This is a genomic window from Collinsella sp. SGI.033 (assembly GCF_050315135.1).
In the GTDB taxonomy this organism is placed as follows: Bacteria; Actinomycetota; Coriobacteriia; order Coriobacteriales; family Coriobacteriaceae; genus Collinsella.
In genome coordinates, this window is the sequence record NZ_JBNPOK010000028.1 from 1 (window position 1) to 22740 (window position 22740).

25 protein-coding genes and 2 tRNA genes are annotated in these 22740 nt (G+C 58.2%); 25 read left to right on the forward strand and 2 right to left on the reverse strand.

Going from position 1 to position 22740, the window contains the following annotated elements:
* The first annotated feature begins 87 nt into the window (after positions 1-87).
* The 14 genes from ACQRC0_RS07790 to ACQRC0_RS07855 all read left to right on the forward strand — a co-directional run bounded on the left by ACQRC0_RS07790 (position 88) and on the right by ACQRC0_RS07855 (position 14500).
* Positions 88-163, forward strand: a tRNA-Ala gene (locus tag ACQRC0_RS07790).
* 774 nt (positions 164-937) lie between these two features.
* The gene (gene loaP, locus ACQRC0_RS07795; protein ID WP_427729083.1) at positions 938-1489 is read left to right on the forward strand and encodes an antiterminator LoaP; all 552 of its coding nucleotides are present in this window, start codon (positions 938-940) and stop codon (positions 1487-1489) included.
* Positions 1490-1555: 66 nt separating this feature from the next.
* Positions 1556-2305: a sugar transferase gene (locus ACQRC0_RS07800; protein WP_427729085.1), complete on the forward strand. Its 750-nt coding sequence runs from the start codon at positions 1556-1558 to the stop codon at positions 2303-2305.
* Positions 2305-3081 (forward strand): WecB/TagA/CpsF family glycosyltransferase, encoded by a 777-nt coding sequence (locus ACQRC0_RS07805; protein WP_427729086.1) that lies wholly within the window; start codon positions 2305-2307, stop codon positions 3079-3081. The genes ACQRC0_RS07800 and ACQRC0_RS07805 overlap by 1 nt, the downstream gene beginning before the upstream one ends.
* Positions 3082-4140, forward strand: coding sequence for a polysaccharide biosynthesis protein (locus tag ACQRC0_RS07810; RefSeq protein WP_427729088.1), 1059 nt, complete (start codon positions 3082-3084; stop codon positions 4138-4140).
* Position 4141: 1 nt separating this feature from the next.
* Positions 4142-5359, forward strand: a complete 1218-nt coding sequence (locus ACQRC0_RS07815; protein ID WP_427729090.1) for an NAD-dependent epimerase/dehydratase family protein — start codon at positions 4142-4144, stop codon at positions 5357-5359.
* Between the two features lie 4 nt (positions 5360-5363).
* Complete coding sequence (gene wecB, locus ACQRC0_RS07820) at positions 5364-6539, forward strand: non-hydrolyzing UDP-N-acetylglucosamine 2-epimerase (protein ID WP_427729092.1); 1176 nt, start codon at positions 5364-5366, stop codon at positions 6537-6539.
* A gap of 1 nt (position 6540) precedes the next feature.
* Positions 6541-7911, forward strand: a complete 1371-nt coding sequence (locus ACQRC0_RS07825; protein WP_427729094.1) for a glycosyltransferase — start codon at positions 6541-6543, stop codon at positions 7909-7911.
* Positions 7908-9044, forward strand: coding sequence for a glycosyltransferase family 4 protein (locus tag ACQRC0_RS07830; RefSeq protein WP_427729096.1), 1137 nt, complete (start codon positions 7908-7910; stop codon positions 9042-9044). Before ACQRC0_RS07825 ends, ACQRC0_RS07830 begins: the two co-directional genes overlap by 4 nt.
* Positions 9045-9082: 38 nt before the next feature.
* A complete protein-coding gene (locus ACQRC0_RS07835; protein WP_427729097.1) occupies positions 9083-10291 on the forward strand; it encodes a hypothetical protein in 1209 nt (402 codons plus the stop codon).
* On the forward strand, positions 10291-11454 hold the full coding sequence (locus ACQRC0_RS07840; protein WP_427729099.1) for a glycosyltransferase: 1164 nt from the start codon (positions 10291-10293) through the stop codon (positions 11452-11454). The genes ACQRC0_RS07835 and ACQRC0_RS07840 overlap by 1 nt, the downstream gene beginning before the upstream one ends.
* 4 nt (positions 11455-11458) lie before the next feature.
* Positions 11459-12484, forward strand: coding sequence for a glycosyltransferase family 2 protein (locus tag ACQRC0_RS07845; RefSeq protein ID WP_427729101.1), 1026 nt, complete (start codon positions 11459-11461; stop codon positions 12482-12484).
* A gap of 418 nt (positions 12485-12902) precedes the next feature.
* Positions 12903-14336, forward strand: coding sequence for a hypothetical protein (locus ACQRC0_RS07850; RefSeq protein WP_427729102.1), 1434 nt, complete (start codon positions 12903-12905; stop codon positions 14334-14336).
* A gap of 41 nt (positions 14337-14377) precedes the next feature.
* Positions 14378-14500, forward strand: a complete 123-nt coding sequence (locus ACQRC0_RS07855) for a hypothetical protein (protein WP_427729104.1) — start codon at positions 14378-14380, stop codon at positions 14498-14500.
* Positions 14501-14676: 176 nt separating this feature from the next.
* Here the strand turns inward: ACQRC0_RS07855 and ACQRC0_RS07860 are convergent, their stop codons facing one another.
* The gene (locus ACQRC0_RS07860; RefSeq protein WP_427729105.1) at positions 14677-15957 is read right to left on the reverse strand and encodes an IS256 family transposase; all 1281 of its coding nucleotides are present in this window, start codon (positions 15955-15957) and stop codon (positions 14677-14679) included.
* A 438-nt stretch (positions 15958-16395) separates the two neighbouring features.
* Between ACQRC0_RS07860 and ACQRC0_RS07865 the strand changes: the two genes are divergently transcribed.
* The 11 genes from ACQRC0_RS07865 to ACQRC0_RS07915 all read left to right on the forward strand — a co-directional run bounded on the left by ACQRC0_RS07865 (position 16396) and on the right by ACQRC0_RS07915 (position 21559).
* Positions 16396-17511, forward strand: a complete 1116-nt coding sequence (locus ACQRC0_RS07865; protein WP_427729107.1) for a hypothetical protein — start codon at positions 16396-16398, stop codon at positions 17509-17511.
* A gap of 168 nt (positions 17512-17679) precedes the next feature.
* Positions 17680-17955, forward strand: coding sequence for a type II toxin-antitoxin system RelB/DinJ family antitoxin (locus tag ACQRC0_RS07870; protein ID WP_427729109.1), 276 nt, complete (start codon positions 17680-17682; stop codon positions 17953-17955).
* The gene (locus ACQRC0_RS07875) at positions 17952-18251 is read left to right on the forward strand and encodes a type II toxin-antitoxin system YafQ family toxin (protein ID WP_427729110.1); all 300 of its coding nucleotides are present in this window, start codon (positions 17952-17954) and stop codon (positions 18249-18251) included. Before ACQRC0_RS07870 ends, ACQRC0_RS07875 begins: the two co-directional genes overlap by 4 nt.
* Before the next feature lie 619 nt (positions 18252-18870).
* Complete coding sequence (locus ACQRC0_RS07880) at positions 18871-19149, forward strand: hypothetical protein (protein ID WP_427729112.1); 279 nt, start codon at positions 18871-18873, stop codon at positions 19147-19149.
* A gap of 234 nt (positions 19150-19383) precedes the next feature.
* Positions 19384-19650 carry a hypothetical protein gene (locus ACQRC0_RS07885; protein ID WP_427729114.1) on the forward strand — a complete coding sequence of 89 codons (267 nt, stop codon included), beginning with the start codon at positions 19384-19386 and terminating at the stop codon, positions 19648-19650.
* 52 nt (positions 19651-19702) lie between these two features.
* Positions 19703-20047, forward strand: coding sequence for a hypothetical protein (locus ACQRC0_RS07890; RefSeq protein WP_427729116.1), 345 nt, complete (start codon positions 19703-19705; stop codon positions 20045-20047).
* A 24-nt stretch (positions 20048-20071) separates the two neighbouring features.
* On the forward strand, positions 20072-20440 hold the full coding sequence (locus ACQRC0_RS07895; protein WP_427729118.1) for a hypothetical protein: 369 nt from the start codon (positions 20072-20074) through the stop codon (positions 20438-20440).
* Positions 20437-20751 (forward strand): type II toxin-antitoxin system RelE family toxin, encoded by a 315-nt coding sequence (locus ACQRC0_RS07900; RefSeq protein WP_427729120.1) that lies wholly within the window; start codon positions 20437-20439, stop codon positions 20749-20751. Before ACQRC0_RS07895 ends, ACQRC0_RS07900 begins: the two co-directional genes overlap by 4 nt.
* A 188-nt stretch (positions 20752-20939) precedes the next feature.
* Positions 20940-21206 (forward strand): hypothetical protein, encoded by a 267-nt coding sequence (locus tag ACQRC0_RS07905; protein WP_427729121.1) that lies wholly within the window; start codon positions 20940-20942, stop codon positions 21204-21206.
* The gene (locus tag ACQRC0_RS07910; protein WP_117800181.1) at positions 21155-21346 is read left to right on the forward strand and encodes a DUF3825 domain-containing protein; all 192 of its coding nucleotides are present in this window, start codon (positions 21155-21157) and stop codon (positions 21344-21346) included. The genes ACQRC0_RS07905 and ACQRC0_RS07910 overlap by 52 nt, the downstream gene beginning before the upstream one ends.
* A 138-nt stretch (positions 21347-21484) precedes the next feature.
* Positions 21485-21559: transfer RNA gene (locus ACQRC0_RS07915), tRNA-Val, on the forward strand.
* A gap of 389 nt (positions 21560-21948) precedes the next feature.
* Here ACQRC0_RS07915 and ACQRC0_RS07920 read toward each other — a convergent pair.
* A partial coding sequence (locus ACQRC0_RS07920) for a transposase (RefSeq protein ID WP_427729123.1) occupies positions 21949-22740 on the reverse strand: 792 nt, incomplete at its 5' end.

Below are 22740 nucleotides of genomic sequence, written 5' to 3' on the forward strand. Positions count from 1 at the left end.
GTCCCAGGAAAACCCGTAAGGCAGGTCAACAACCCAAAAAAGTCCTTGCATCAAAGGAAATCTTCCCCTATAGTATCTCCTCGTCACGGGGGCGTAGCTCAGCTGGGAGAGCGCTTGACTGGCAGTCAAGAGGTCAGGGGTTCGATCCCCCTCGTCTCCACCATCGTGAATGCAAAGGCCTTCGGAAAACCGAAGGCTTTTTTCATACGTGTCCACACTACAAACCAAAGTGACGCCCGCCCCGCAAAAAGTTGCGCAAATACCTCCCCGTTTTGTACAAAGTTTGTTAGCCAAGCATAATAGTTTGAGCAATTCACGCCGCCAGTAATACAACTCAGGCAGTGCTCACCAACCCACACACCCCCATAAACCTGCGGCAATGTGTGCAAGGCGGCACAATATCCCCCATAACCACGGCAAGTAACCAATATGTTGCTAAACACACCCCAAAACGTATGGGCTACCTGCTGTGCTAGGATAAATAACGTTACATGGGTTCAACTGTGTTCACGGCTCCAGCAAGCCGCAAAGCACAGGGTCGATCAGCATCCGGCCGTAACGGCGGTGCCAGAAAAACCACGAGCTCCAATAGTCGTCATGCGTTTCGCATCGAAATGCTTTGTTTTTGTCTACGGGCAAGCTGTTCTTTCGATTCGATATTCCATGACTCATCGCAGCAGTCCTACAGCTGTTTGCGTGCGATCCAGTTTTGTTCCCGCTTGACTGGATCGCACGCAGCCAGCTGGGGTCGCGGTCATTTTGCGATACACGTCCGCGACTCTAGCAACTGCACTTATACATACCGTTCACGGTGGGGCAGAGCCACGCGCTTGTCTAACTGGGCTCAGGGTTTGAATATGGAGCGCCTTCGCGCACAAGCGCCCTGGCGAAGCCATACCTAAACCCCGTGAGCCACACGTAAGACAGCAAGGGGGTGGTGCTCGTGTGGTATGTGATCCAGGTCATTAATGGTCGCGAAGATGTAATGCGCGAGCGCATAGAGCATGTGGTGCCGGCTGGCGCCATGCAGGAGCTCTTTTATCCCCAATTTCAAACCGAGATTAAAGTACACGGCGAATGGGTCAACACGACCAAGCCGCTCTTTCCCGGTTATCTTATCTGCGATACGGCAGATCCCCGCACCGTGCAACAGCATCTGCTGCGCATGGACGACTTTGCTCGGGTGCTATCCCAGGATGGGCAGTTTGTGCCGCTGGCAAAAGAAGAGGTCCAGCTTATTGGCAGCTTTACTCATGCGGGAGACCGCGTTGTGCCCATGAGCGAGGCCTTAAAAGACGGCGACCAGGTCGTAGTGACGGCTGGTCCGTTACTGGGCCACGAGGGCCTTATCAAATCCATTAACAGACGCAAGAGCACTGCTTATTTGGAGCTCGACTTGTGCGGCCGACGCGTGACTACGCGCGTTGGTCTTGCCGTGCTTTCAGCCGAGCAGCGCGCAATGCGAAACCTTAAAAAGGCGATCGCCTAGCTGCGGGCGAGTGTTTAACGGGACAGGAGGATCCTCGGGGGCGGGGACGTAGGTTTGAAGGAAATAGTGTCAGACAAAACTGAATATTCAGAAGGAGCGCCGGTGGGGGCCGCGCTCGTTGCCCAGGCCATGAACGGCGGCGACGTGAGCATGCGCTACAAGGCCATGCAGGCCCTCAAGGACTGGGACCGCACGCGCCTGGCCTACCGCACCGTCAAGCGCGCCTTCGACATCGTGTTCAGCGGCTGTGTGCTGGCCGTCATCGCCATACCCAGCCTGGTGCTGGCCGCGGCCATCCGCCTGGAGAGCGAGGGCAACCCGTTCTACAGCCAGATACGCGTGGGCCAGACCCACCGCGACGGCAGCCTGTCCACCTTCCGCATGTGGAAGTTCCGCAGCATGTACAAAGACGCCGACGAGCGCCTCGCCGAGCTCAAGGGGCAGAACGAGATCGCCGGCGCCATGTTCAAGATGAAGGAAGACCCGCGCGTAACGAAGATCGGGAAGTTCATCCGGAAGCACTCCATCGACGAGTTCCCACAGTTCGTCAACGTGTTCCTGGGCCAGATGTCGGTCGTGGGCCCGCGCCCGCCGCTGCCCAACGAGGTGGCCGAGTACACCGAGTACGACCTGCAGCGCCTGGCCGTGAAGCCCGGGATCACCGGCTGGTGGCAGGTGACGGATCGCAATTCGACCGGCTTCGACGGCATGGTCCAGCGCGACCTGGAGTACATCGCCAAGCGTGGCCCCGTCACGGACCTCAAGATCGTCATCCTCACGGTGATCGAGGTTATTACCGGCAAGGGTGCGTGCTAATGCTCGATTGTTATTCAAAATACCCCGAACTCAAGCGCGTCCCGGTAATTGATGTCCCAATTACCGGGACGAATATGTCTAGCTGCATTCAATTTCTCACTAAACATATTGATGAGCTCCATGGCGAATACGTATGCGTTTCAAATGCTCACACGTCCGTTATGGCCCACGATGATCCTTCCTATTGGGCCTGCCAGGCTGAATCGGTCATGTCCGTTCCCGACGGTAAACCCCTGTCAGTTTTGGGGTCTAAATCAATTGAATCAATGGACCGCGTTACTGGTCCGGACCTGATGCGCGAGATTTTCAAGATTTCCAATCAATACGGATGGAGTCATTATTTCTACGGAAACGAGCAGAAGAACCTCGACGCTCTAAAGCAATCGCTTCAAAAAACCTATCCTGGCCTGAACATCGCAGGCATGGAGCCATCAGTTTTCCGGCCTTTGACAGAAAATGAGAAGTGCGAGCTCTCCAAGCGTATTGCCGATTCTGGTGCAGATTTTGCCTGGATTGCTCTGGGCGCCCCTCGCCAGGAAGTCCTTATGTACGAGCTCAAAGGCGGCCCTCAACCTTTGATGATTGGCGTCGGCGGCGCCTTTAACGTTCTCGCTGGTGTGGTGCCAGAGGCGCCGATATGGATGCAGGACCTGAGCCTCGAGTGGCTATACAGACTTATTCAAGAGCCGAAACGACTCTTCAAACGATATCTCATTACTAATACCAAATTCCTCTTTTACGAGTTCACAGGTGCAAGGCGCAAGGAAGGCAAGTAGATGAAACCCACGAATGCATTCAAAGACAAGACCCTGATGATCACGGGCGGCACCGGATCGTTCGGCAACACCGTGCTCAAGCACTTCATGAACACCGACCTTGCCGAGATCCGCATCTTCTCCCGCGACGAGAAGAAGCAGGACGACATGCGCCACCGCCTGCAGGAGAAGTCGCCCGAGCTCGCCTCCAAGGTGCGCTTCTTCATCGGCGACGTCCGCAACGCCCAGAGCGTGCGCGACGCCATGCACGGCGTGGACTACATCTTCCACGCCGCCGCCCTGAAGCAGGTGCCCTCCTGCGAGTTCTTCCCCATGGAGGCCGTGCGCACCAACGTCATCGGCACGGACAACGTGCTCCACGCCGCCATCGACGAGGGCGTGGACCGCGTAGTGTGCCTTTCCACCGACAAGGCCGCATACCCCATCAACGCCATGGGCAAGTCCAAGGCCATGATGGAGTCCATCATCTACGCCAACGCCCGCAACGGCGCCGGCCGCACCACCATCTGCTGCACCCGCTACGGCAACGTCATGTGCTCGCGCGGCAGCGTAATCCCGCTGTTCATCGACCGCATCCGCAAGGGCGAGCCGCTCACGGTCACCGACCCTAACATGACCCGCTTCCTCATGAACCTGGACGAGGCCGTGGACCTGGTGCAGTTCGCCTTCGAGCACGCCAACCCCGGCGACCTGTTCATCCAGAAGGCGCCGGCGTCGACCATCGGCGACCTCGCCGAGGCCGTGCAGGAGGTCTTCGGCCGCGTTGGCACCCAGGTGATCGGCACCCGCCACGGCGAGAAGCTCTTCGAGACCCTCATGACCCGCGAGGAGCGCCTGCGCGCTGAGGATATGGGCGGCTACTACCGCGTGGCCTGCGACTCGCGCGACCTGAACTACGACAAGTTCGTCGTCGACGGCGAGGTGGAGACCCAGGCCGACGAGTCCTACACCTCCCACAACACCGAGAGGCTCGACGTGGAGGGCACCATCGCCAAGATCAAGACCGCCGAGTACGTGCAGCTGGCGCTCGAGGGCCGCGAGCACGAGGCGGTGCAGTAGGGTGCGCGTCCTCGTCACCGGCGCCAGGGGCTTCGTCGGGAGGAACCTCTGCTGCGCGCTGAAGAACATCCGCGACGGCAAGGACCGCCGCGCCAAATACCAGCCGCTCCTTCCCCTCGAGGTCATGGAGTACGACCTCGACTCGGCGCCCGCCGAGCTGGAGGACTACTGCTCCCGCGCAGACTTCGTCTTCAACCTGGCCGGCGTCAACCGCCCCAAGGACCAGTCCGAGTTCATGGAGGGCAACTTCGGGTTCGCCTCCACGCTGCTGGACACCTTGGAGCGCCATGGGAATAAGTGCCCCGTCATGCTTTCCAGCTCCGCACAGGCGAGCCTGTCGGGCCGCTTCGAGGGCTCGGTCTACGGCGAGTCCAAGCTCGCGGGGGAGGGCCTGTTCCGGGAGTACTCGGAGCGCGCGGGGGCGCCGGTGCTCATCTACCGCTTCCCCAACCTCTACGGCAAGTGGTGCCGCCCGCGCTACAACTCCGCCGTGGCGACCTTCTGCGACGCCATCGCCAACGGCCGCCCCTACACCGTGAACGACCCCAGCGTGGAGCTGGAGCTCCTCTACATCGACGACCTTGTCGAAGAGATGTTGGGCGCCCTGCTCGGCGAGGAGCACCGCTGCGGCTACGAGGGGCTCGAGAGGGTAGAGGGTGATGAGTTCTGCTACGTCCCGGAAACTGACGTCAAGTCGCTAGGCGAGATCGTCTGCCTGCTGGGCAGCTTCCGCGACAGCCGCGAGACGCTCACGGTGCCCGACCTTTCCGAGGGCTCCTTCTCCAAGAAGCTCTGGAGCACGTTCCTGTCCTACTACGAGCCGGGCAACTTCGCCTATAGCCTCAGGCCCAACATGGACGCGCGCGGTTCGTTCACGGAGTTCCTGCGCACGCCCGAGCGCGGCCAGGTCTCCGTCAACGTGAGCAGGCCCGGTATCACCAAGGGCAACCACTGGCACATGAGCAAGTGGGAGAGGTTCCTGGTGGTCTCCGGCACCGCCTCCATCAAGCTGAGGAAGGTGGGGGAGGACTCCGAGGGCAAGCCGTTCCCCGTCGACGAGTATATCGTCTCCGGTTCGGACATGCGCGCCGTGGAGATGATCCCCGGCTACACGCACTCCATCACCAACCTGTCAGACACCGAGGACCTCGTGACGGTCATGTGGGCCAACGAGCCCTTCGACCCCGAGAGCCCCGACACCTACTACGAGGAGGTCTAGCCGCATGGGCAAGGACTATTCCGATATCGCATTCAGGGACGACGGCCGCCTGAAGCTGCTCATCATCGTGGGCACCCGCCCCGAGGTCATCCGCCTGTCCGAGGTCATCAAGAAGTGCCGCCGCCACTTCGACTGCCTGCTGGCGCACACCGGGCAGAACTACGACTACACGCTCAACGGCATCTTCTTCCGCGACCTGTCGCTCGACGACCCGGACGTCTACCTGGACGCCGTGGGCGCCGACCTGGGCGAGACCGTGGGCAACATCATCGCGGCCTCGTACAAGCTCATGGTGCAGGTGCAGCCCGACGCCCTTCTGATCCTGGGCGACACCAACAGCTGCCTGTCCGCCATCGCGGCAAAGCGCCTGCACATCCCCATCTTCCACATGGAGGCCGGCAACCGCTGCAAGGACGAGTGCCTGCCCGAGGAGACCAACCGCCGCATCGTCGACGTGATCTCCGACGTCAACCTGGCCTACTCCGAGCACGCCCGCCGCTACCTGAAGGACACCGGCTGCGCCCCCGAGCGCACCTACGTCACGGGCTCTCCCATGGCCGAGGTCCTGCGCGCCAACCTGGAGAAGATCGAGGCGTCGGACGTCCTGACCGAGCTCGGCTTGGAGCCGAAGAAGTACATGCTGCTCTCCGCCCACCGCGAGGAGAACATCGACACCGAGGCGAACTTCACGAGCCTGTTCACCGCCATCAACGCGCTGGCCGAGAAGTACGACATGCCGATCCTGTACTCCTGCCACCCGCGCTCCCGCAAGCGCCTGGAGGCAACCGGCTTCGAGCTCGACCCCCGCGTGCGCATGCACGAGCCCATGGGCTTCCACGACTACAACTGCCTGCAGATGAACGCCTTCGCGGTCGTCTCCGACTCGGGCACCCTGCCCGAGGAGTCCAGCTTCTTCGCGAGCGTCGGCCACCCGTTCCCGGCGGTGTGCATCCGTACCTCCACCGAGCGCCCCGAAGCCCTGGACAAGGGCTGCTTCACCCTGGCCGGCATCGACGAGCGCAACCTCCTGAACGCCGTCCGCACTGCCGTCTCCCTCGAGGCCGAGGGCCTGCACGGCATCCCCGTGCCGGACTACCAGGACGACGTTGCCCCGAAGGTCGTGCGCATCATCCAGTCCTACACGGGAGTCGTCGACCGCATGGTATGGAGGAAGTACTAGCATGGGCCAGGCGGAGGACATCATCGATCGCTATGGGGCGGGCCTTGGTCGGCCCCTTCGCTACGTGCAGCTGAACAGCTTCTACAACGGCAGCACCGGCACCATCATGCGCGACCTGCACAAGGGCCTCATCGAACTGGGTGCCGACTCGTACGCCTTCTGGGGCCGTAGGCACGACACAGTGGACGACCACAACCGCCGGGTTTCAACCGACGCTGGCGTATACCTGCACGGGGCGCTCGCTCGAGTGACCGACCGCGCGGGCTTCTACTCCAAGAGGGACACGCGCCGAATGCTTGCTATCTTGGACGAGATCGACCCCGACGTGGTGCACCTGCACAACGTGCACGGCTACTGGGTGAACGTCGAGATGCTCTTCGGGTGGCTCTCGGTCCATCGCTGCCAGGTGCGCTGGACCCTGCACGACTGCTGGCCGTTTACGGGCCACTGCTCGCACTTTACCATGGTAAAGTGCGAGCAGTGGCGCTCTCATTGCTCGTACTCAAAAAAGTGCCCCCAACTGCGCGAATACCCAACGACCTACGGTTCCGGCGCGTGCAGAAAGAACTTCGAGGACAAGCGCCGCGCGTTCACGAGTGTGCCGCCGGAGCGCATGACCATCGTGACGCCGAGCCAGTGGCTCGCCGACCTGGTGGCCCAGAGCTTTCTCGCGGGATACCCCGTTGAAGTTCGCCACAACACGGTCGACACGGAGGTCTTCAAGCCCACCCCGAGCGACTTTCGTGAGCGTCACGGCATCGGCGACCGCTTCATGGTGCTGGGCGTCGCGAGCCCCTGGACCGAAAGGAAGGGGCTCAAGGACTTCGAGTGGCTGGCTGCCAACCTGGACGACCGCTACGCCGTTGTCCTGGTAGGGCTGTCGAAGAAACAGATTGAGGAGCTCCCGAAGAACGTCGTCGGTCTCGAGCGCGTGGACGGCCCCGCCGAGCTCGCAGCTATCTACACGGCTGCGGACCTCTTCGTCAATCCGAGCATCGAGGAGACCTACGGTATGACCGTTGCCGAGGCTGCCGCGTGCGGCACTCCGGTGGCCGTTGTCGAGGGGACCGCCTGCGTCGAGGCCGCCGAGGGGTCGGAGGCTCACTTGCTTGCTCCCGACCTCTCCGATCTCAGAGCAACCGTAATCCGCTGCGGGGGGGGGTGTCTCGCAGTGATGGTTGAGCGCACGGCGAACCAGGCCCAGCTTGCGGCGGTCTACACGGCTGCGGACATCTTTCTCAATACCACCCAGGAGGACAACTACCCGACCGTGAACCTTGAGGCCGAGGCCTGCGGCACGCCCGTCTGGACGTATGGCACGGGGGGTTGCCCAGAAACGTTGCATCTTCCGGAAAGCAGGGTCCTACGATGAAGCCGAAAGCTCGCCTCGTCATATACGACACATCTAACTTCGTCAACTTCCCGCTCGGCGGGCAGTTGACGAGCATCCAGGGGTTCCTGCGCTATCTCGCCGAGGAGCGCCCCGACGTCGCCGACAAGACGGTACTCGTCGGTGTGTCGCTCGACCCGGCGCGGGTCGGCGTTCTTTCCTCGATCGACCTGTGCGGCAGGAGCTTCGACTTTCTGCCCGTGTGCCTCGCCGAGACCGACCAGAGCCATACCAAGAGGTCGCTCAGGCTCGAGTATGCCAAGGGCCTCCTGCGCCACCTCGGACAGCTCCGCTTATCAGGAGACGACGTCAACTACATCCATACGCCTGAGGCATTTACGTTCGTCGGGCTGTGCGGCGGCCGGAGGCGCTACGTCTTCTCGCACGGCAGCTTCATCGGGATGTCGAAGGACCTTCGGTTCTTTGCGGGCTCCCCTGTGGCGGGCATGTTCCAGCGCTATCTGGAGCACGTTATCAAGGCGGCTGACGGCCTGTTTGTCCTTGACCACGAGACGCAAGCCGAGTACTCGAAGCTCAACGGTAACGTGAGGCTCGTCGGCAACTCCATCACCTATCGCGAGGACGTGATGAGGGACTTCGACCCCGAGGCCGTAAGGCTGCTCTTTGTCGGGCGTTTCTCGGCTGTGAAAGGAATACCGGCGATAATCGAGGCCGCCGAGGCCGACCTCCGCGTTGCCTCACTCGCGCTCGTGGGCGCTGGGGAGCTCGACGACGAACTGCGCTCCATTCCGGCGTCGAAGGTGCGCTTCACCGGCGCACTCGCTCACGACGCCGTGCTCGACGAGATGCGTCGCGCCGACATTCTCGTGATGAACTCCAGCCACGAGGGTATCCCCATGACCATTCTGGAGGCCATGGGGATGGGGCTACCCGTCGTCACCACAGACGTGGGGGGCATCTCGGAGGTCGTGGAGTTCGGGGCTACCGGCGAAAATACCGACGGGGGCGTTGAGTCGATTCGCAAGGCGATCGGGCGCGTTGCACTGGATTACCAGTCCTATTCGCAGAAGGCATACGAGGAGTCTGGACAATACATGTACTCTTCGGTGAATAAAGCGGTCTTAGATGCTCTTTTTGGCGGTACATCATCATGACTGCCTCAACGAAAACTACAGCTAAGGTGGGGTGCTTTGTGCTAGATGGGAACTATCGCCCACGGCGCTTGGTTGATTTGTCGTCTGTCGTCTCTGTTCTCTTTGTGGCCACTTATGCTCTGAAGGCGCTTACTGATGGCATCTATGTTGCACACAATATTGACTCCGTGTTGGTTGACGTCAAATATGTGACTGCCCTTCTTGCGGTATTTTGTTCTTTACCATTGGTGATTCACACAGATCGTGAGTTGTTCGGAAGACAATTCTGGAAGCTGTTCGTTGTTCTGGCCTCCTTTGCGTTTTTTACCTGCCTAACTATGCTTGTTAGGGGCACCGTAAACACGACTTGCATTGTACTTCTGCTCAAGATGGCCATTCCTATTGTCTTGGCGTACTGCCTGTTGAACAGTCTGAGCGAAGAGCAAATCTACCGCGATATGGTTGTTATTCTCTTTTTCTCCATTGTCGGTTTTGGGCTTGAGGTTGGATTTGAGAACTTATCTATTGGGGCTTTGCTCTCGTCGAGTTTTACAGATTCCGAATCAGTTACCGAATCGAGTCATGCCGCCAGCAACGCCATTATGCTTTGTTTTTACTTCTGCTACTTTAGAAGAAATAAAGTCTGGGTAGTTTTGAGCACGCTGTTTGCGATATTCGTGTTTAAGCGGCTTATGATTGTCTACGCGATTGCTGCGCTAGTCTTGCCTTTGTTGTTCGATCCGGACAGATGCATCGGGAGAGGCTGGGCTGTCTTTTTTAAAACTATTTTCTTTCTTGCGGCTTTCTTCTGGTTCTGGCTTCTCCTACCTGAGAATGGCCAAGTCTTCTTTCGTCTGTTCGGCGAGACCCAGTCTCATTTCACCTCGGGAAGGAGCCAGATGCTTGCTAACGCCCTTTCCCAGAATTACGTGTTGTATGGATTCGGATCCATACAAGCATTTGTGGGACGGGGCATCGAGATGGATTTTGCGAGGCTCATCCTTGAAGTTTCTCCTTTGGGTCTTGCTTTGTTCATCTCGTTTTACTGGGATATGGCCTGTAATCGTCTCTATGGGACGTTCGTGATGACGTTCGTCATGGCCCAGATGCTATTTGCTGACTCACTTGGAACTAATTTTGCTTGGACCTTGCTCATGATACTCATGGGGCTTATATCTGATCGCCCAGCGAGTGATTGCTTATTTCGTTTCAAGCTTTGCGGCGACCGGGGTGCGTCACCTTCGGGAAGAAAGGGAGGGCGCTGGTGATGAGCGTTCAGAGAAAAAGGGTACTGGTTTGGGGCCTCACTTCAAATATTGGTGGCCTGGAGATGGTAGTCAAGAACTATGTTGATCACATATCACCGCTCGATGTGCAGTTTGACTTTGTCGCCACTTGCGATCGCATGGCCTTCGAAGATTGGGTCCTTGATCGCGGTGGTGAGGTGATTCATCTACCCTCACGTGCTCGGGATCCCATCGGGTACAGGAAGGCTATCAAGTGCTTTTCAAGGGAACGTCTGAACATCTACGATGCAGTATGGCTCAATGACTGCAGATGGGGCAATCTCGATATATTGGAAGAAGCGAGGACCGCTGGTGTGGCATTGCGTATTGCTCATGCGCACAACACTCGCGATGTTGCAGACGGTTGGCTTAGAATTATGAGGCATAAAGTGAATCGGATTCGCCTCGCTTCGCTCGCCACGGATTTCTGGGCCTGCTCCCAACCTGCCGCGGAATGGTGTTTCGATGCGGCCCAGCTGAGTTCTCGGCATTTTCGGATTATCCAGAATGCAGTCGATGTTGAGCGTTTTTCATATGACGAGTCGGCTCGGTCTCGTGCGCGTAAGCAGCTTAAGCTTGGAAACCAAACCATTTACATCAATGTTGGGAGGCTTGATCATCAGAAGAACCAGCGTTTCCTGTTGGAAGCATTTAAAGAGCTGACGCGTCTGAGGCCTAATAGCATTCTGCTGCTTGTCGGTGTTGGCCCTGATGAGGAGGCTCTACGGGCAATGGTTGATGCTCTCGCCTTGGGCGATAAAGTCCGTTTCCTTGGTTTTAGGGATGATGTGCCTTTTTTACTTTGTGCGGCGGATTGTTTTGTTATGCCCAGCACCTTCGAAGGATTGGGTCTTGTTCTGGTTGAAGCCCAGGCGTCGGGTCTTCCCTGCCTTTGTTCCGATGCTATTACATCAGAAGTTGAGATTCTTGACTCGCTGAAGAGGCTACCACTTTCTGCAGGTGCACAGGCATGGGCGAAATATATGTCTCAAGTCGAACCTTCTGCCACAAGAAAGGTGGCGGCGGCTTCGGTGAGGGCAGCAGGCTATGATATCGCCTCTGAAGCGTCCAGGATGGCTGGTTTTTTTATTACCGATGGTTTGAGATTTGGGTTCATGGAAGACACGAATAGTGAGGAAGGCTGACAGTATGTCCATTCTTTACTCAGTTATAGTTCCGATTTATAACACTGAGACTTATATTCGAGATTGCGTGGATTCCGTCGTGTCGCAGACGTATACGAATTGGGAGCTCATTCTCGTGGATGACGGGTCAACTGATGCTTCGCATGCAATTTGCGATAAGCTTGCACAAGAGCTTGGTGACCGGGTTTGCGTTATTCATCAGAGTAATTCTGGCCTATTGGCGGCTCGTCGGGCAGGGTTTAAGGCAGCGAAAGGCGATGTCTTCGTTTCACTCGATTCTGATGACACTTTACGTCCCGACGCTCTCGAGATGATTGACGAGGCATTTCAATCGGGAGATGACATTGATGTCGTTGCTTATGCATATAGTCGCCATAGTGACTTTTCTACGATTGAGGGGGCGGTTTTTGGCTGCACGGGTCATTTCACGAGGGCGGACCTTGTAAGAATATCGTGTGTGCCTCCGACTTTATTCTCAATGTGCACAAAAGCAGTCCGGCGTAGCGCGATGGATGTGGACGCTGATTATTCCCCTTTCTTTAAACTTAGCTTCGCTGAGGACCTTTTGCAGTCATTACCCATCGCAGATAACGCGAGAGGTGGTTACTATATACGTGAACCCTTGTATTACTATCGAACAAATCCGTTGAGCCTGTCGAGGAAGTTTGATCTCAGGCAACTTGACGCAAGGAAGGTTGTTCACGAAGTTCACCTTAGGTATGCTAAACGTTGGGCGGAGGAACTTGGTGATCCATCGCTTCTTTCAGGTGTACAAACAACGGGGCTCAAGTCATATGCGGAGATTGCTCAAGGCGTATGCGAGGTTCTTCCTAGAGTTGAGGCTATTCGTTATCTTCGCGAATTCTCTTCTGACCCTGTCTTCGGCGAGTATTACGCTCTTCCTAGTTGTCGCGATGCGGTTCGTGGCGATAGGCGCCTGATTTTGGCGATGCTTGCTTCGGGTAGTTATTTCGGCATCTGGGTCATGTCAAAAGCGAAAGCGATTCTACATAACGTTACGAAGAGATAGAACGGACTGTGCTTTTAACCGATTTGGCCTAGGTGGATCTTCGTTTGTCCGTATTCAAGGATTGCCGATTATAGTTGTATATTGCCTTCTTATTATGGTTCTGGTTTGAACCTCAATCTTCCTTTTTATAGTTTGGTGTTTACGATTTTTTCGGCATCGGAAAAAGTTTGCTTGCGGGATTGATGCTCAAGTGAAATGTCATCAGAAAATTTCGAGAATATCACGACTCAATACATGTGTTGAGAATGAGCGTTGAGCTTTTGAACTATCAAGCGCCTTTCTTGTTATAGCTATATCGCTAAGCATCAAGTCAGTAGTTGATTATCGCTGATTTGGCCTAAATATGGCTACAGCGTACATTGAATCGAGTTATGCCGGTGTTGCATGGCGTGTTTGCATAATTAGGGTGATGCCAAAAATGTCAATCTTCTCCACAAGAGAGAACTCGGGGCTTACAAAGAACCTCGCGTATGCCATAACGGCGCAGGGCATGGGGTTTGTCTCCAGTGTTCTCCTATCTCTCGTGATACCGAAGGTCCTTGGGCTTGAGGGATACGCCTATTGGCAGATGTTTACGCTGTATTCGTCTTACACTGGGCTTGCTCTTTTCGGGATGAACGATGGCATATACCTCAGGCTAGGCGGCATGAGCTATGAGAGCTTGGAGAAAGGCGAACTGAAGGCACAGCTTTCCGTTATTGGTTTATCTCAAGCTGCTATCGGTGCTCTTTGTTTTGCGTTGCTTGCGGCCTCCGGAATCTCTGGCGATCGTCTGGCTGTGTTTGCGGCAGTTATTCTCTACGGACTTCTTGCAAACAACTTTACGTCTCTCGGTTACATCTTCCAGAGCGTGAATCTGACGCAGATCTGGTCTCTTGCCAGCTTCTTCAACAAGGCGCTCTACCTGCCGCTGCTAATCGTCTTTATCGTGTTTGACATCGACAGCTATGCGCCAGTAATTGCCGCCTTTGTTCTATGCCAACTTGTTGCGTATGTCTATTTGCTGATTTGCGCACGCGAAATCATATGGTCTCGTTACGGCTCTTTTGCCCATGCCCTTCGTGCCTGCGTGATGGACATCGAAGCGGGTGCCAAGATCATGGTCGCCTACTATGCGGACTCGCTCGTGGTAGGTTTCACGCGCATGCTCACAGACTGGCATCTCGGCCTTGCCGTGTTCGGCAAGCTCTCCTTCTCGTTCTCGCTCATCAACTTTGCGCTGAACTTCATAGGGCAGTTCGCTATGGTGGCCTTCCCCGTGCTGAAGCGCCTCGACGAGGGAAAGAAGCGCGAGCGGTATCTGGAGATACACGCGATCTTACACTGCTTTCTGCCTGTGGTGTACCTGGGCTACGTTCCCGTGCTGCTGATCCTTGGTTGGTGGCTGCCAGACTACGCGGAGAGCTTGGCGTACCTTGCCATCGTTCTGCCCGTTTGCTTCTACAGCTGCAAGGCGAACATACTCTTTAACACCTATCTCAAGATAAGCCGCGACGAAGGGCTCCTTTGCGCCGTCAATGTTGTGACCGTGCTCGTGAATGCAGCACTCTCCGCCGGGGCGATACTTGGATTCGAGAGTGTTGAAGCCGCGTCGGTGGGGATAGTCATCTCGCTTGCGGCGAGGGACCTCGTCTTCGATCGTCTCCTGTCCGGGCGCTACGATGCCCCGTTTGCCCGGGCATGCGCCTCGGAGGCACTGCTCTCCGCGGGATTCATGGCGGTGTCGTGGTTCATGGGCGCATGGAGTATCGTGCCCGTGGCCTGCCTTCTCGCTGCTTACTGGTGGATTGACCGCGACGAGTTTGTGGGCGTGGTCAAGGGTTTGGCGATGCACGTCGGTCGAAGGGGATAGAGGATAGGCTGAGTGTGTTGCGGACGCGAAAAGGCATATGAATGATTGTTAGCATCACAATCGAGAACGTGAAGGGCATCGTCCTCCAGGACGTCAAGCTCAATGCGCTTCCCAACACGGTGGGTTCTTTAGGTTTTCCGAAGTGTGAAATGGCAACAAACTAGTCTCTACTTGCATAAACGACAGCGATTGATTGTTAACTTGACAGCATTTTTCCGACATTCCGGTGTGTTTTCGGCACACTCCGCGAAGCCTCGTGGTAGTGTCGAGAAAGTTGGTGTAGTGCCCGATCCGAAGCGGGTCGGCCCGGCGTCCCGCAATCTGGAATACGGTTGATATCCTATGCCGCCTCGACCCTGTCCGCAAGCTCGAGACCGGACTCGAGCATCTTCCTGGCCTCCGCCTCGAGCCGCGCCCAATCGACGTGACCGTCGGTCCCCCGGGTGCGGCCGTCGTCGTAGAGCTCGTTCATCCTCGCCTCCGAGAAGTACCTGGACTCCTGCCATATCTCGTCCTGCTCGCACATGACCGCGCCCGCGAGCCGCACCAGCGAGCCCGTGGAGGGGAACACCTGCACGACGCGCGACCTGCGCTTTATCTCCCGGTTGGTCCTCTCCTGCACGTTGTTGGTGCGCGGGCGCTTCCAGTGGGTCGGCGGGAAGTCGAGGTAGGCCAGCGCGTCGGGCTCGGCCTCCTCCAGCACCGCCGCCGCCCTGGGGCAGCACCCCGCCAGCATGTCGCACGCCGCGTGGTACATGGCCGTCACGGTGGCGGCGTCGCGCCCGCGGAACACCTGCGACACGATCCTGCCCACGCGGCGCCTGAGCTGCCAGGAGCCGGCCTCGCGCATGCAGTCGCGCATGAGGTGGACCGCGCAGCGCTGCCACGCGGCGCCCTGGAAGACCTCGCCGAGCGCCCGGACGAGCCCCGGGTGGGCGTCCGAGACGACGAGCCGCACGCCCGCCGCCCCGCGAGAGCGGATGGCCCGCAGGAAGGCGAGCCACGAGTCGTAAGACTCGGTGTCGACCACGTCGACGCCAAGGACACGCCTCCAGCCGCCCGCATCGCAGCCGATGGCGGTGACCACGGCGGTGGAGGCGACGCGCCCCTCGCGGCGGCACTTGACGTAGGTCGCGTCGAGCCAGACGTAGGGCACCGGCGAGCCGTCGAGCGGCCTTCCGCACAGATCCTCGATGTCTGCGTCCAGGCTCGAGGCGATTGCGCTCACCTGGTCCTTCGAGAGCCTGGAGACGCCCATCTTCTCGGCCACCCTCTGCACCTTGCGGGTGCTCGTGCCCGTGGCGTACATCTCGGCGACGGCGGCGACGAGGGCGCGGTCGACGCGCTGGTAGCGCTCGAGCACGTCCTCCGGGAAGAAGCTGCCGGAGCGCAGCTTGGGGATGCGCAGCGTCAGCGTGCCGACGCAGGTGGCGAGCGACCTCTCGCGGTAGCCGTTTCGGCTGTTCGCCCCGCCACCGCAGAGCTGGTCGGCCTCGGCGTCCATCACGGCGTTCACGACCTGCTCGGCGAGTCTGCGAAGCAGCTCCTGCATATCGATGGCGCCGTCGTCGAAACGGGGCATGGCGAGCATGTCCGGCGTCGGGTCTGATAAGATTTCCATAGCGGTCTTCGTCCTTTCCTAGAACCTGTTGTTGTGGTGATTTCAGATTCTAGGACGAAGGCCGTTCTTCGTTAAACGGGCGCTAGGGTGTCACCCTTACACCAACATTTTCGACGCGATCACTAAGCAGAGTGCTAACAATAGAAAGGCCTCTTATCTGCCTCTCAACTCAATAACTTAAGGCAATTTTTTCAACTTGTTTGCGTATAGGCGGTTCTATGTCGTTCATGTCCGGTCCTAACTCCTGAATGGGCGGCATTCCTTAGACTAATGTATTGAAATTACCCAACTTAATGCCGGGCAATCTTCCTTTCACCGACTGGCAAAACGATTTACGCCTAATTTTGGGATTCGTTTACAGGCAAATCGTTCGCTACTCGCCCGATCTCGCTACACTAATAACTGCTGTTACCAGGCAGTTTTCTGGCGCAGCTCCCATTGGCTCTTGCGAAGATCGGAGCGGTTATGTTTGCTGCCGCGTTCCACACTAGCCGTCACTACATCCTGTTTACTGCCATGGCCTGCCTATGCGTTTTGCTGGGCGGGCCTTCTTATGCCGCGGGCGCGGACAGCCTATTCATTGCGGGCGCCACGTACTACGAGCCGGGCGCGTCGGGCCCCGGGTGGGCCTGGACCGATGCCGACCATCTGGAGCTTAACGGCTACGCGGGAGAGGCCATTGGCGCGGACGACGACCTGGTGGTGACGCTGGCCGGGCAGAACACTGTTGTCGAGACGAGCGCGCCCGACGTGGACATCTCGCGTTGCGGCATGGAGGTGTGGGGCAATCTGACGCTCCGCGGCACCGGGTCGCTGGTGGCCACGGGCTCGCAGTGCGGGATCTACGTGTCGGGGACGCTCGCGGTGGACGGCTGCAAGGTTGACGCGCGGGCCGACGGCGCCGGCATCACGGATGCGCGGGTGGCCGGCGTGATCGCGGACGGTCTTGCCGTTCGCAGCGGTGGGCGCGTTGTCGCCGCGGGCGCGGGCTCCGGGGCGGGCGTGCGCGCCTATGGCGTGTGCCTGCTGGGCGGGGGTGCCGGCGGCGGCGCGGCCGGGCAGCTTGCCGTCGATGCGTCCTGGGTGGATGCGTCTGGCGCCGACGGCGGCGTCGCCTGCGATCGCGGGTCACTCGTGGCCGCGCGCTTTGTGGCACCTGCGGGCGGGGCCTTTGGCGCAGGCGGCGTGGTGGATTCCGGCGGGTCCGTGGCGGCGCATGTGACGATCGAGCCCGTGGATGCTACAGCGCCGGCGGGGGAGACCGCCGGGCCCGATGTGCCGGGCGATGGTCCGTCCGCCCCTGGCACCGACCCCGCTACCGGCGAGCCAGCTGCGGATCCCTCGACGAATCCCACACCAAAGCCCGCGGCCGCGACTAAGACAGTGACCACGACCACAGTGACCAACACCACGGTCGCCAAGATCTCTAGGCCCAAGGCCGCCACCGCGACGACCGTCTCGCTCCCCAAGGCCGGTGATAACTGCTGGACCTCCGCATCCCTAACGCTAATCTTTCTCGGCATAGCGCTCCTATGCGCCGCGATTCGCTGCTAAGGCGCTCGATTTCGGATTGCTCCTGAGTGAGGGTATTGGCTTACGCCAATACCCTCACTCTCTTTGAATAGGGAAGCTTCTACGATGTCGATTGTTTGTAAGCATCTTTTCTATACTTGTATGTACGTTATACTAAGGTTGTACTCACGCTATTGAAAGGACCTATATATGGCAAGCTCAACATTAACCATCAGGGTTGACGACGACCTTAAGCGCGAGGCGGCAGAAGTGGCCGATTACTATGGGCTTGACCTATCATCCGTTACACGCGCTTTCTTTAAGCAAATGGTCAACACTCATCGCATCCCGTTGACCTTTGCTCCCGAGGAACCCAATGTCGAAAGTCTCGAGGCCATTCGCGAAGGAGATGCATTCCTGGCATCCGGTAAAAAAGGGCGTTTTGACAACGGTGCCGATCTGATCGCTGCGGCGATGGCGCAATGAGTACGCTGACCGCTGAGTTCTCTGCAGCTTTCTCACGCGATTTAAAGAAAAAAGCAAAGCGCCGGAATTGGAATCTGACAGAGCTTCAAAAGCTAATTGACCTAGTGCTGCAGAATACACCTGAGTCAACAGAGATATTAAAGCGACGCCATAATATGCACCGGCTAAACGGCAACTGGAACGGACGAAACGAATGCCATGTAGCAAACTCCGGTGATTGGCTTGTCATATGGTCATCAAACGAAGAGGTGGCATTCTTTGAGCGTACGGGCACCCATGACGAACTGTTCCGATGACATCCTTTGGTTCAACACCAGTAAAGCTATTCGAGTTTAAGCAATTCATTTCCTTATTGTTTAACTGTGATAGCTACTTAGCTGAAAATGACTCGCTCATAGAGCCGGCGTATGGCTATACGCAATCAGGTTTTCCTTTCACCGACTGGCAAAACGATCTACACCTAATTTTGGGAATCAATCACGGGCTGTTTCCCTGCTCGTAGTCTGATCTCGCTACACTAATAACTGCTGCTACCAGGTAGTTTTCAGGCGCCGTTTCCAATGGCTCTTGCGAAGATCGGAGCGGTTTTGCTCGCCACCGCGTTCCACACCAGCCGTCACTACATCCTGTTTACTTTCATGGCCTGACTATGCGTTTTGCTGGGCGGGGCCTTCTTATGCCGCGGGCTCGCGGCCGGGCTGGTTTCCGTCGATGCGTCCTGGCTGGATGCGTCGAGCGCGGGCGGCGGCGTCGCCTGCCAGGGCGGGACTCCTGCATCCGCGCGCTTTGTGGCGCACGCGGGCGGGGCCTTTGTCGCAGGCGGCGTGGTGGATGCCGACGGGTCCGTGGCGGCGCGTGTGACGATCGAGCCCGTGGATGCCACGGAGCCGGCGGGGGGAGACCGGTGGGCACGACGTGCCGGGCGATGGTCCGTCCGGCCCTGGTACCGACCCCGCTGCCGGCGAGCCAGCTGCGGATCCGTCGACGAATCCCACACAAAAGCCCGCGGCCGCGACTAAGACGGTTACCACGACCACAGCGGCCAACACCACGGCCGCCAAGGCCCCTAGGCCCAAGGCCGCCACCGCGACCTCCTCGTCACTCCCCAAGACAGCCGACAGCCATTGGATTGCCGTGTCCGCATTGCTGTTCGTGCTGGGAACAGCGGTTCTTAAAGCTGCACGCCGTTGCTGATGCTCCCGATTTCTGGATGTGCGGGAAAACCGGAGCCCGCCGGGCGCAAGCCAAATTCTGTTAATAAAACTGCAGGTCGCGAAAGCGCAAAACCGGGGTCTGATCGGCAGAACTCGGCCCCCACCACTTCTGGACAAGGCCAGCTGTCAGAGTTCGTGTCTTATAGGAATAATTCACGCCGCGTTACGTCTAGCCTGCTCTTTATACTCGGATATCAACACTAAGGGGGTAGTCATGTTTTGGAGCTATGTTCAGCTTGATGATGGAACCCAGTTTGCCTACTCAGAGACAAGAGAAGACGGAACCGTTCGCGTGGCCGTCGAGCGCCCGGTTGACTTTGGCTTTGACCATGCGGAATGCTTCTTGCCTGCGGTCAAATGGTTCAACGTCGAAGGATTTACTGCTGATGACCTCAATTTCTTGACTGAATTCGTTAGATCAAACGCCCCGTTTATCTTCGAGCTCGCCGAACGCCAAAAAGGCGGACCGGCGGTGGCGTAATTTATTTGGTTCGTTTGCCCGAGGCGAGCAAACGCCCGATAGCGATATTGACTTGCGTCTAGCCTGCGGCAACACCATGACGTTTGGCACGCTATATGAACTTTCACTTGAGCTCGAAAAGGAACTTGGGCGAAAGGTTGATATCGTCACCAACCCACCAGAGCACATGCGCTCGGCCTTCCGCAAAAGCATCGAACAGGATGAGGTCGCCGAGCACAATATCCTCGGCATTGGCGCTCGCAAAAACCTTACACTGCAGCATCGAAGACCTTGTCTGGCAACCAATCGCCATAGAGTACGATTCGAAACCCTGTTCATCCGTAATCTAAATACTAAGATTATTGTTGTTTATCCTTTCTTTCAGTACGTATTTAAATGGGTCTATAATACGTATTAGAGACACATTTTGAAGGAGGTTGCTATGGTTGCCGTAATAGACAAGAAACTCGTTTTCGGACGCGAACAGGTGCTGACTTCGACGCAGGCAAGCAAAAATTTTGGCGAAGCGAGACGTCGCGCTCGAAGGGAGCCGCAATTTGTCTCAGACAGGAACGATGGCATCGATACTGTTATCGTCAGCTTCGACGAGTTCGAAGCGATGGCGGTTGAACTCGAACAGCTCAGAGAGGAGCGCCTGCACGCCATAGCCGCTGCAAGGCTCGCGCAGGGCGACGCTAATTCGAATCGCAAGGGCATCCCGTTCTCCTATACCGTGGGACGTGAGAGGTTCGAGACCATGCTAGAAGCCGAGGCGACCGATCCCATTTCCGACGAGGAGCTGTTCGAGTGAGCGTGGCTAGGTTTAAAGTTGAGTTTTACGACAAGACTGCCGAGAAAGAGTATCTGTCACTCGATGGCTCGGACCGCGCTATGGTGAACAAAGGTATTGCGCGTCTTGCACTTCGAGCCGATGAAATTGGTAAGCCACTTTCGGGTCTTCTTGCAGGTTGTAGGGAACTTAAGTTTCGCTTTGATGGCATTCGCGTAATTTATCGCATCCGCGATGGGCACGTCGAAGTAGTTCAAATCATCGCAATAGGTGCAAGGGACAGGGGCAAGGTTTTCGACCTGGCATCTGGACGCCTGGACAGCGATGGTTGATTGCCTCAAGAAAAATCTATTTAGATTGCATGGTCAACGTCTGGATCCAAGACCTCGTATCCGGAAACCGCTCTCGCGCCGAACTCGCGGAAGAGCTTAGGCGCAATTGCGTTGTGTGTCTCGACTGCGCTTCGCCCGTATAGAATCAAACCTTCCGCACGCTGGTTACTGAATGGATTGGACGCCGCATGGAACTCCCTAGCACCCTGTGCAGCAATGCCTACGACTTCGCGTTTTGCCCCGAGCCCTGCTACGACCGCCTTGTTGACCTCGCCGATCCCGAGGACTGGGGTCCCAGCAACCGCATCCTCAAAAACTACCTGTCGTTTTCGTTTAGCCGCGTGGTGTTCCTGACCGAGCGCGACGCGGACCAGACCGCGCCGCAGCTCGCTACACGCTCGCGGTGCCGCAGTTCTATGGTGGCCGAATCCAGCTGCTCCTGCCGCTGTGCCTGACCGGCGACAAGCCCGAGCTGGCGCTGACCATCCAGCGCGAGGACGGCTTTTACGCCGCGCGCACCTGCCTCACACTCGACATGGCTTACAACAACGCGCGACTTATCTGCCGCCCCGAGACTTCGTGGATTAAGCGATAAATGGCTGTTTAGCTGTGGGTTTGCCGGTTACCTTGGTTGCTTTGGTTTGGCTGGAGCCCACGAATTTAAAATCGAGGGCAAAAAGTTCTTGGTAAACCGCGCGCGGCTATGTTAGTATCTCTTTTGCCGAAAGGCGACGGGCGATTGGCTCAGGGGTAGAGCATATCCTTCACACGGATGGGGTCACAAGTTCGAATCTTGTATCGCCCACCATCAAAAGCACAGGTCAGAGGTGTTAAGCCTCTGGCCTTTTTCTTTTAATATGAGAAAGCCATTGTCAATAGGCGTGTTTGTTCGAGCCCGGTTTTAAACCGGGCTTTTTCGTTTCCCGTCGGGAGGGCCCGCGCACGCTGCACGTTTAGTCGACGCTTGCCTGGCAAGCTAATATCCGCGGGCTCTTGCGGGCGCGCTGCCGGCGGTCAGCCCGGTATGTCCGCGCACCCCACCGCATTTCGATTCTCCGTCCGGCGCGCTCGTCCGAAACCAGTCTTGTTCACGGGCGCGGCCCTTGCCTTGGGCTGCCCAAAAAAGGGTCGTGAACGCGCGCCGGCGATGCGTCGAGGCGCGGGCCCTCCCGGCGGGAGGCTTGTTGTCCGACGGGGTCAGCCGAGGGTCCCCTCCGCCCGGCGCCCGATCTCCCAGACCCAGCAGGCGAGCTCGCGCGCGACGGCGGCGTTTGCCTTGCACGGGCTCTTGCCCGCCGCCGCCAGCGCCTCGCGGCGACGGCAGAGCCTGGCGGTGCAGTCGTCGGCGCGCGCCCGGATCGCCGCGGGGACGTCCGCGCCGGGCGCCGGGGCCTTCGGGCGGGGCGTGCACGTCAGGTAGTGCCACGCCGACTCCACCAGCGCCGTCCTGGCGAGCCGGTTGCCCGTCTTGGTTATCCCGCCGCGCCGCTCGGTCTCGCCGCTCGAGCGCTCCGACGGGACCAGCCCGCACCAGCTCGCGAAGGCCGGGGCCGTCCGGAACCTCGTGAAGGAGCCCGCCTCGGCTGCGAGCCTGAAGGCCGTCAGGGTGTCGATTCCCTTGATGCAGGAGAGCGCCTCGACGGCCGGGCGCCACCGGTCGGTCCGGGCGAGGGCGAGCACCTTCTTCTCGAGCTGCCGGCGGTCCGACTCCGCGCACCTCGCGGCCGTGACGTAGTACTCGAGCACGTCGCGCTGGGGCCCCTCGAGCCTGATCCCGGATATCCACCTCCAGTGGGCGCGCGTCCAGGATCCCTTCCTCGTCCCGTCGGCGTTGCGCTCTGTTAGCGTCAATCTATTTTTCACCAGTTTCGCTAAACAGGCGCACCGTTCGCGCAAAGGCGGTTTCACCGGTTGCGCTAACGTTTTTTCACCGATTCCGGTCACGGCTTGACGGGCCCGTCCCTCGGCAGGTCCTTCAGCCTGTAGGAT

What these genes read in the sequence shown, in the direction of transcription:
- ACQRC0_RS07870 (WP_427729109.1), top strand. Translation starts at nt 17,680, where the DNA reads ATGGCAAGCTCAACATTAACCATCAGGGTTGACGACGACCTTAAGCGC.
- ACQRC0_RS07840 (WP_427729099.1), top strand. Translation starts at nt 10,291, where the DNA reads ATGAGCGTTCAGAGAAAAAGGGTACTGGTTTGGGGCCTCACTTCAAAT.
- ACQRC0_RS07810 (WP_427729088.1), top strand. Translation starts at nt 3,082, where the DNA reads ATGAAACCCACGAATGCATTCAAAGACAAGACCCTGATGATCACGGGC.
- ACQRC0_RS07895 (WP_427729118.1), top strand. Translation starts at nt 20,072, where the DNA reads ATGGTTGCCGTAATAGACAAGAAACTCGTTTTCGGACGCGAACAGGTG.
- ACQRC0_RS07875 (WP_427729110.1), top strand. Translation starts at nt 17,952, where the DNA reads ATGAGTACGCTGACCGCTGAGTTCTCTGCAGCTTTCTCACGCGATTTA.
- ACQRC0_RS07825 (WP_427729094.1), top strand. Translation starts at nt 6,541, where the DNA reads ATGGGCCAGGCGGAGGACATCATCGATCGCTATGGGGCGGGCCTTGGT.
- wecB (WP_427729092.1), top strand. Translation starts at nt 5,364, where the DNA reads ATGGGCAAGGACTATTCCGATATCGCATTCAGGGACGACGGCCGCCTG.
- ACQRC0_RS07805 (WP_427729086.1), top strand. Translation starts at nt 2,305, where the DNA reads ATGCTCGATTGTTATTCAAAATACCCCGAACTCAAGCGCGTCCCGGTA.
- ACQRC0_RS07830 (WP_427729096.1), top strand. Translation starts at nt 7,908, where the DNA reads ATGAAGCCGAAAGCTCGCCTCGTCATATACGACACATCTAACTTCGTC.
- ACQRC0_RS07850 (WP_427729102.1), top strand. Translation starts at nt 12,903, where the DNA reads ATGTCAATCTTCTCCACAAGAGAGAACTCGGGGCTTACAAAGAACCTC.
- ACQRC0_RS07905 (WP_427729121.1), top strand. Translation starts at nt 20,940, where the DNA reads ATGGAACTCCCTAGCACCCTGTGCAGCAATGCCTACGACTTCGCGTTT.
- ACQRC0_RS07860 (WP_427729105.1), bottom strand. Translation starts at nt 15,957, where the DNA reads ATGGAAATCTTATCAGACCCGACGCCGGACATGCTCGCCATGCCCCGT.
- ACQRC0_RS07885 (WP_427729114.1), top strand. Translation starts at nt 19,384, where the DNA reads ATGTTTTGGAGCTATGTTCAGCTTGATGATGGAACCCAGTTTGCCTAC.
- ACQRC0_RS07845 (WP_427729101.1), top strand. Translation starts at nt 11,459, where the DNA reads ATGTCCATTCTTTACTCAGTTATAGTTCCGATTTATAACACTGAGACT.
- ACQRC0_RS07855 (WP_427729104.1), top strand. Translation starts at nt 14,378, where the DNA reads ATGATTGTTAGCATCACAATCGAGAACGTGAAGGGCATCGTCCTCCAG.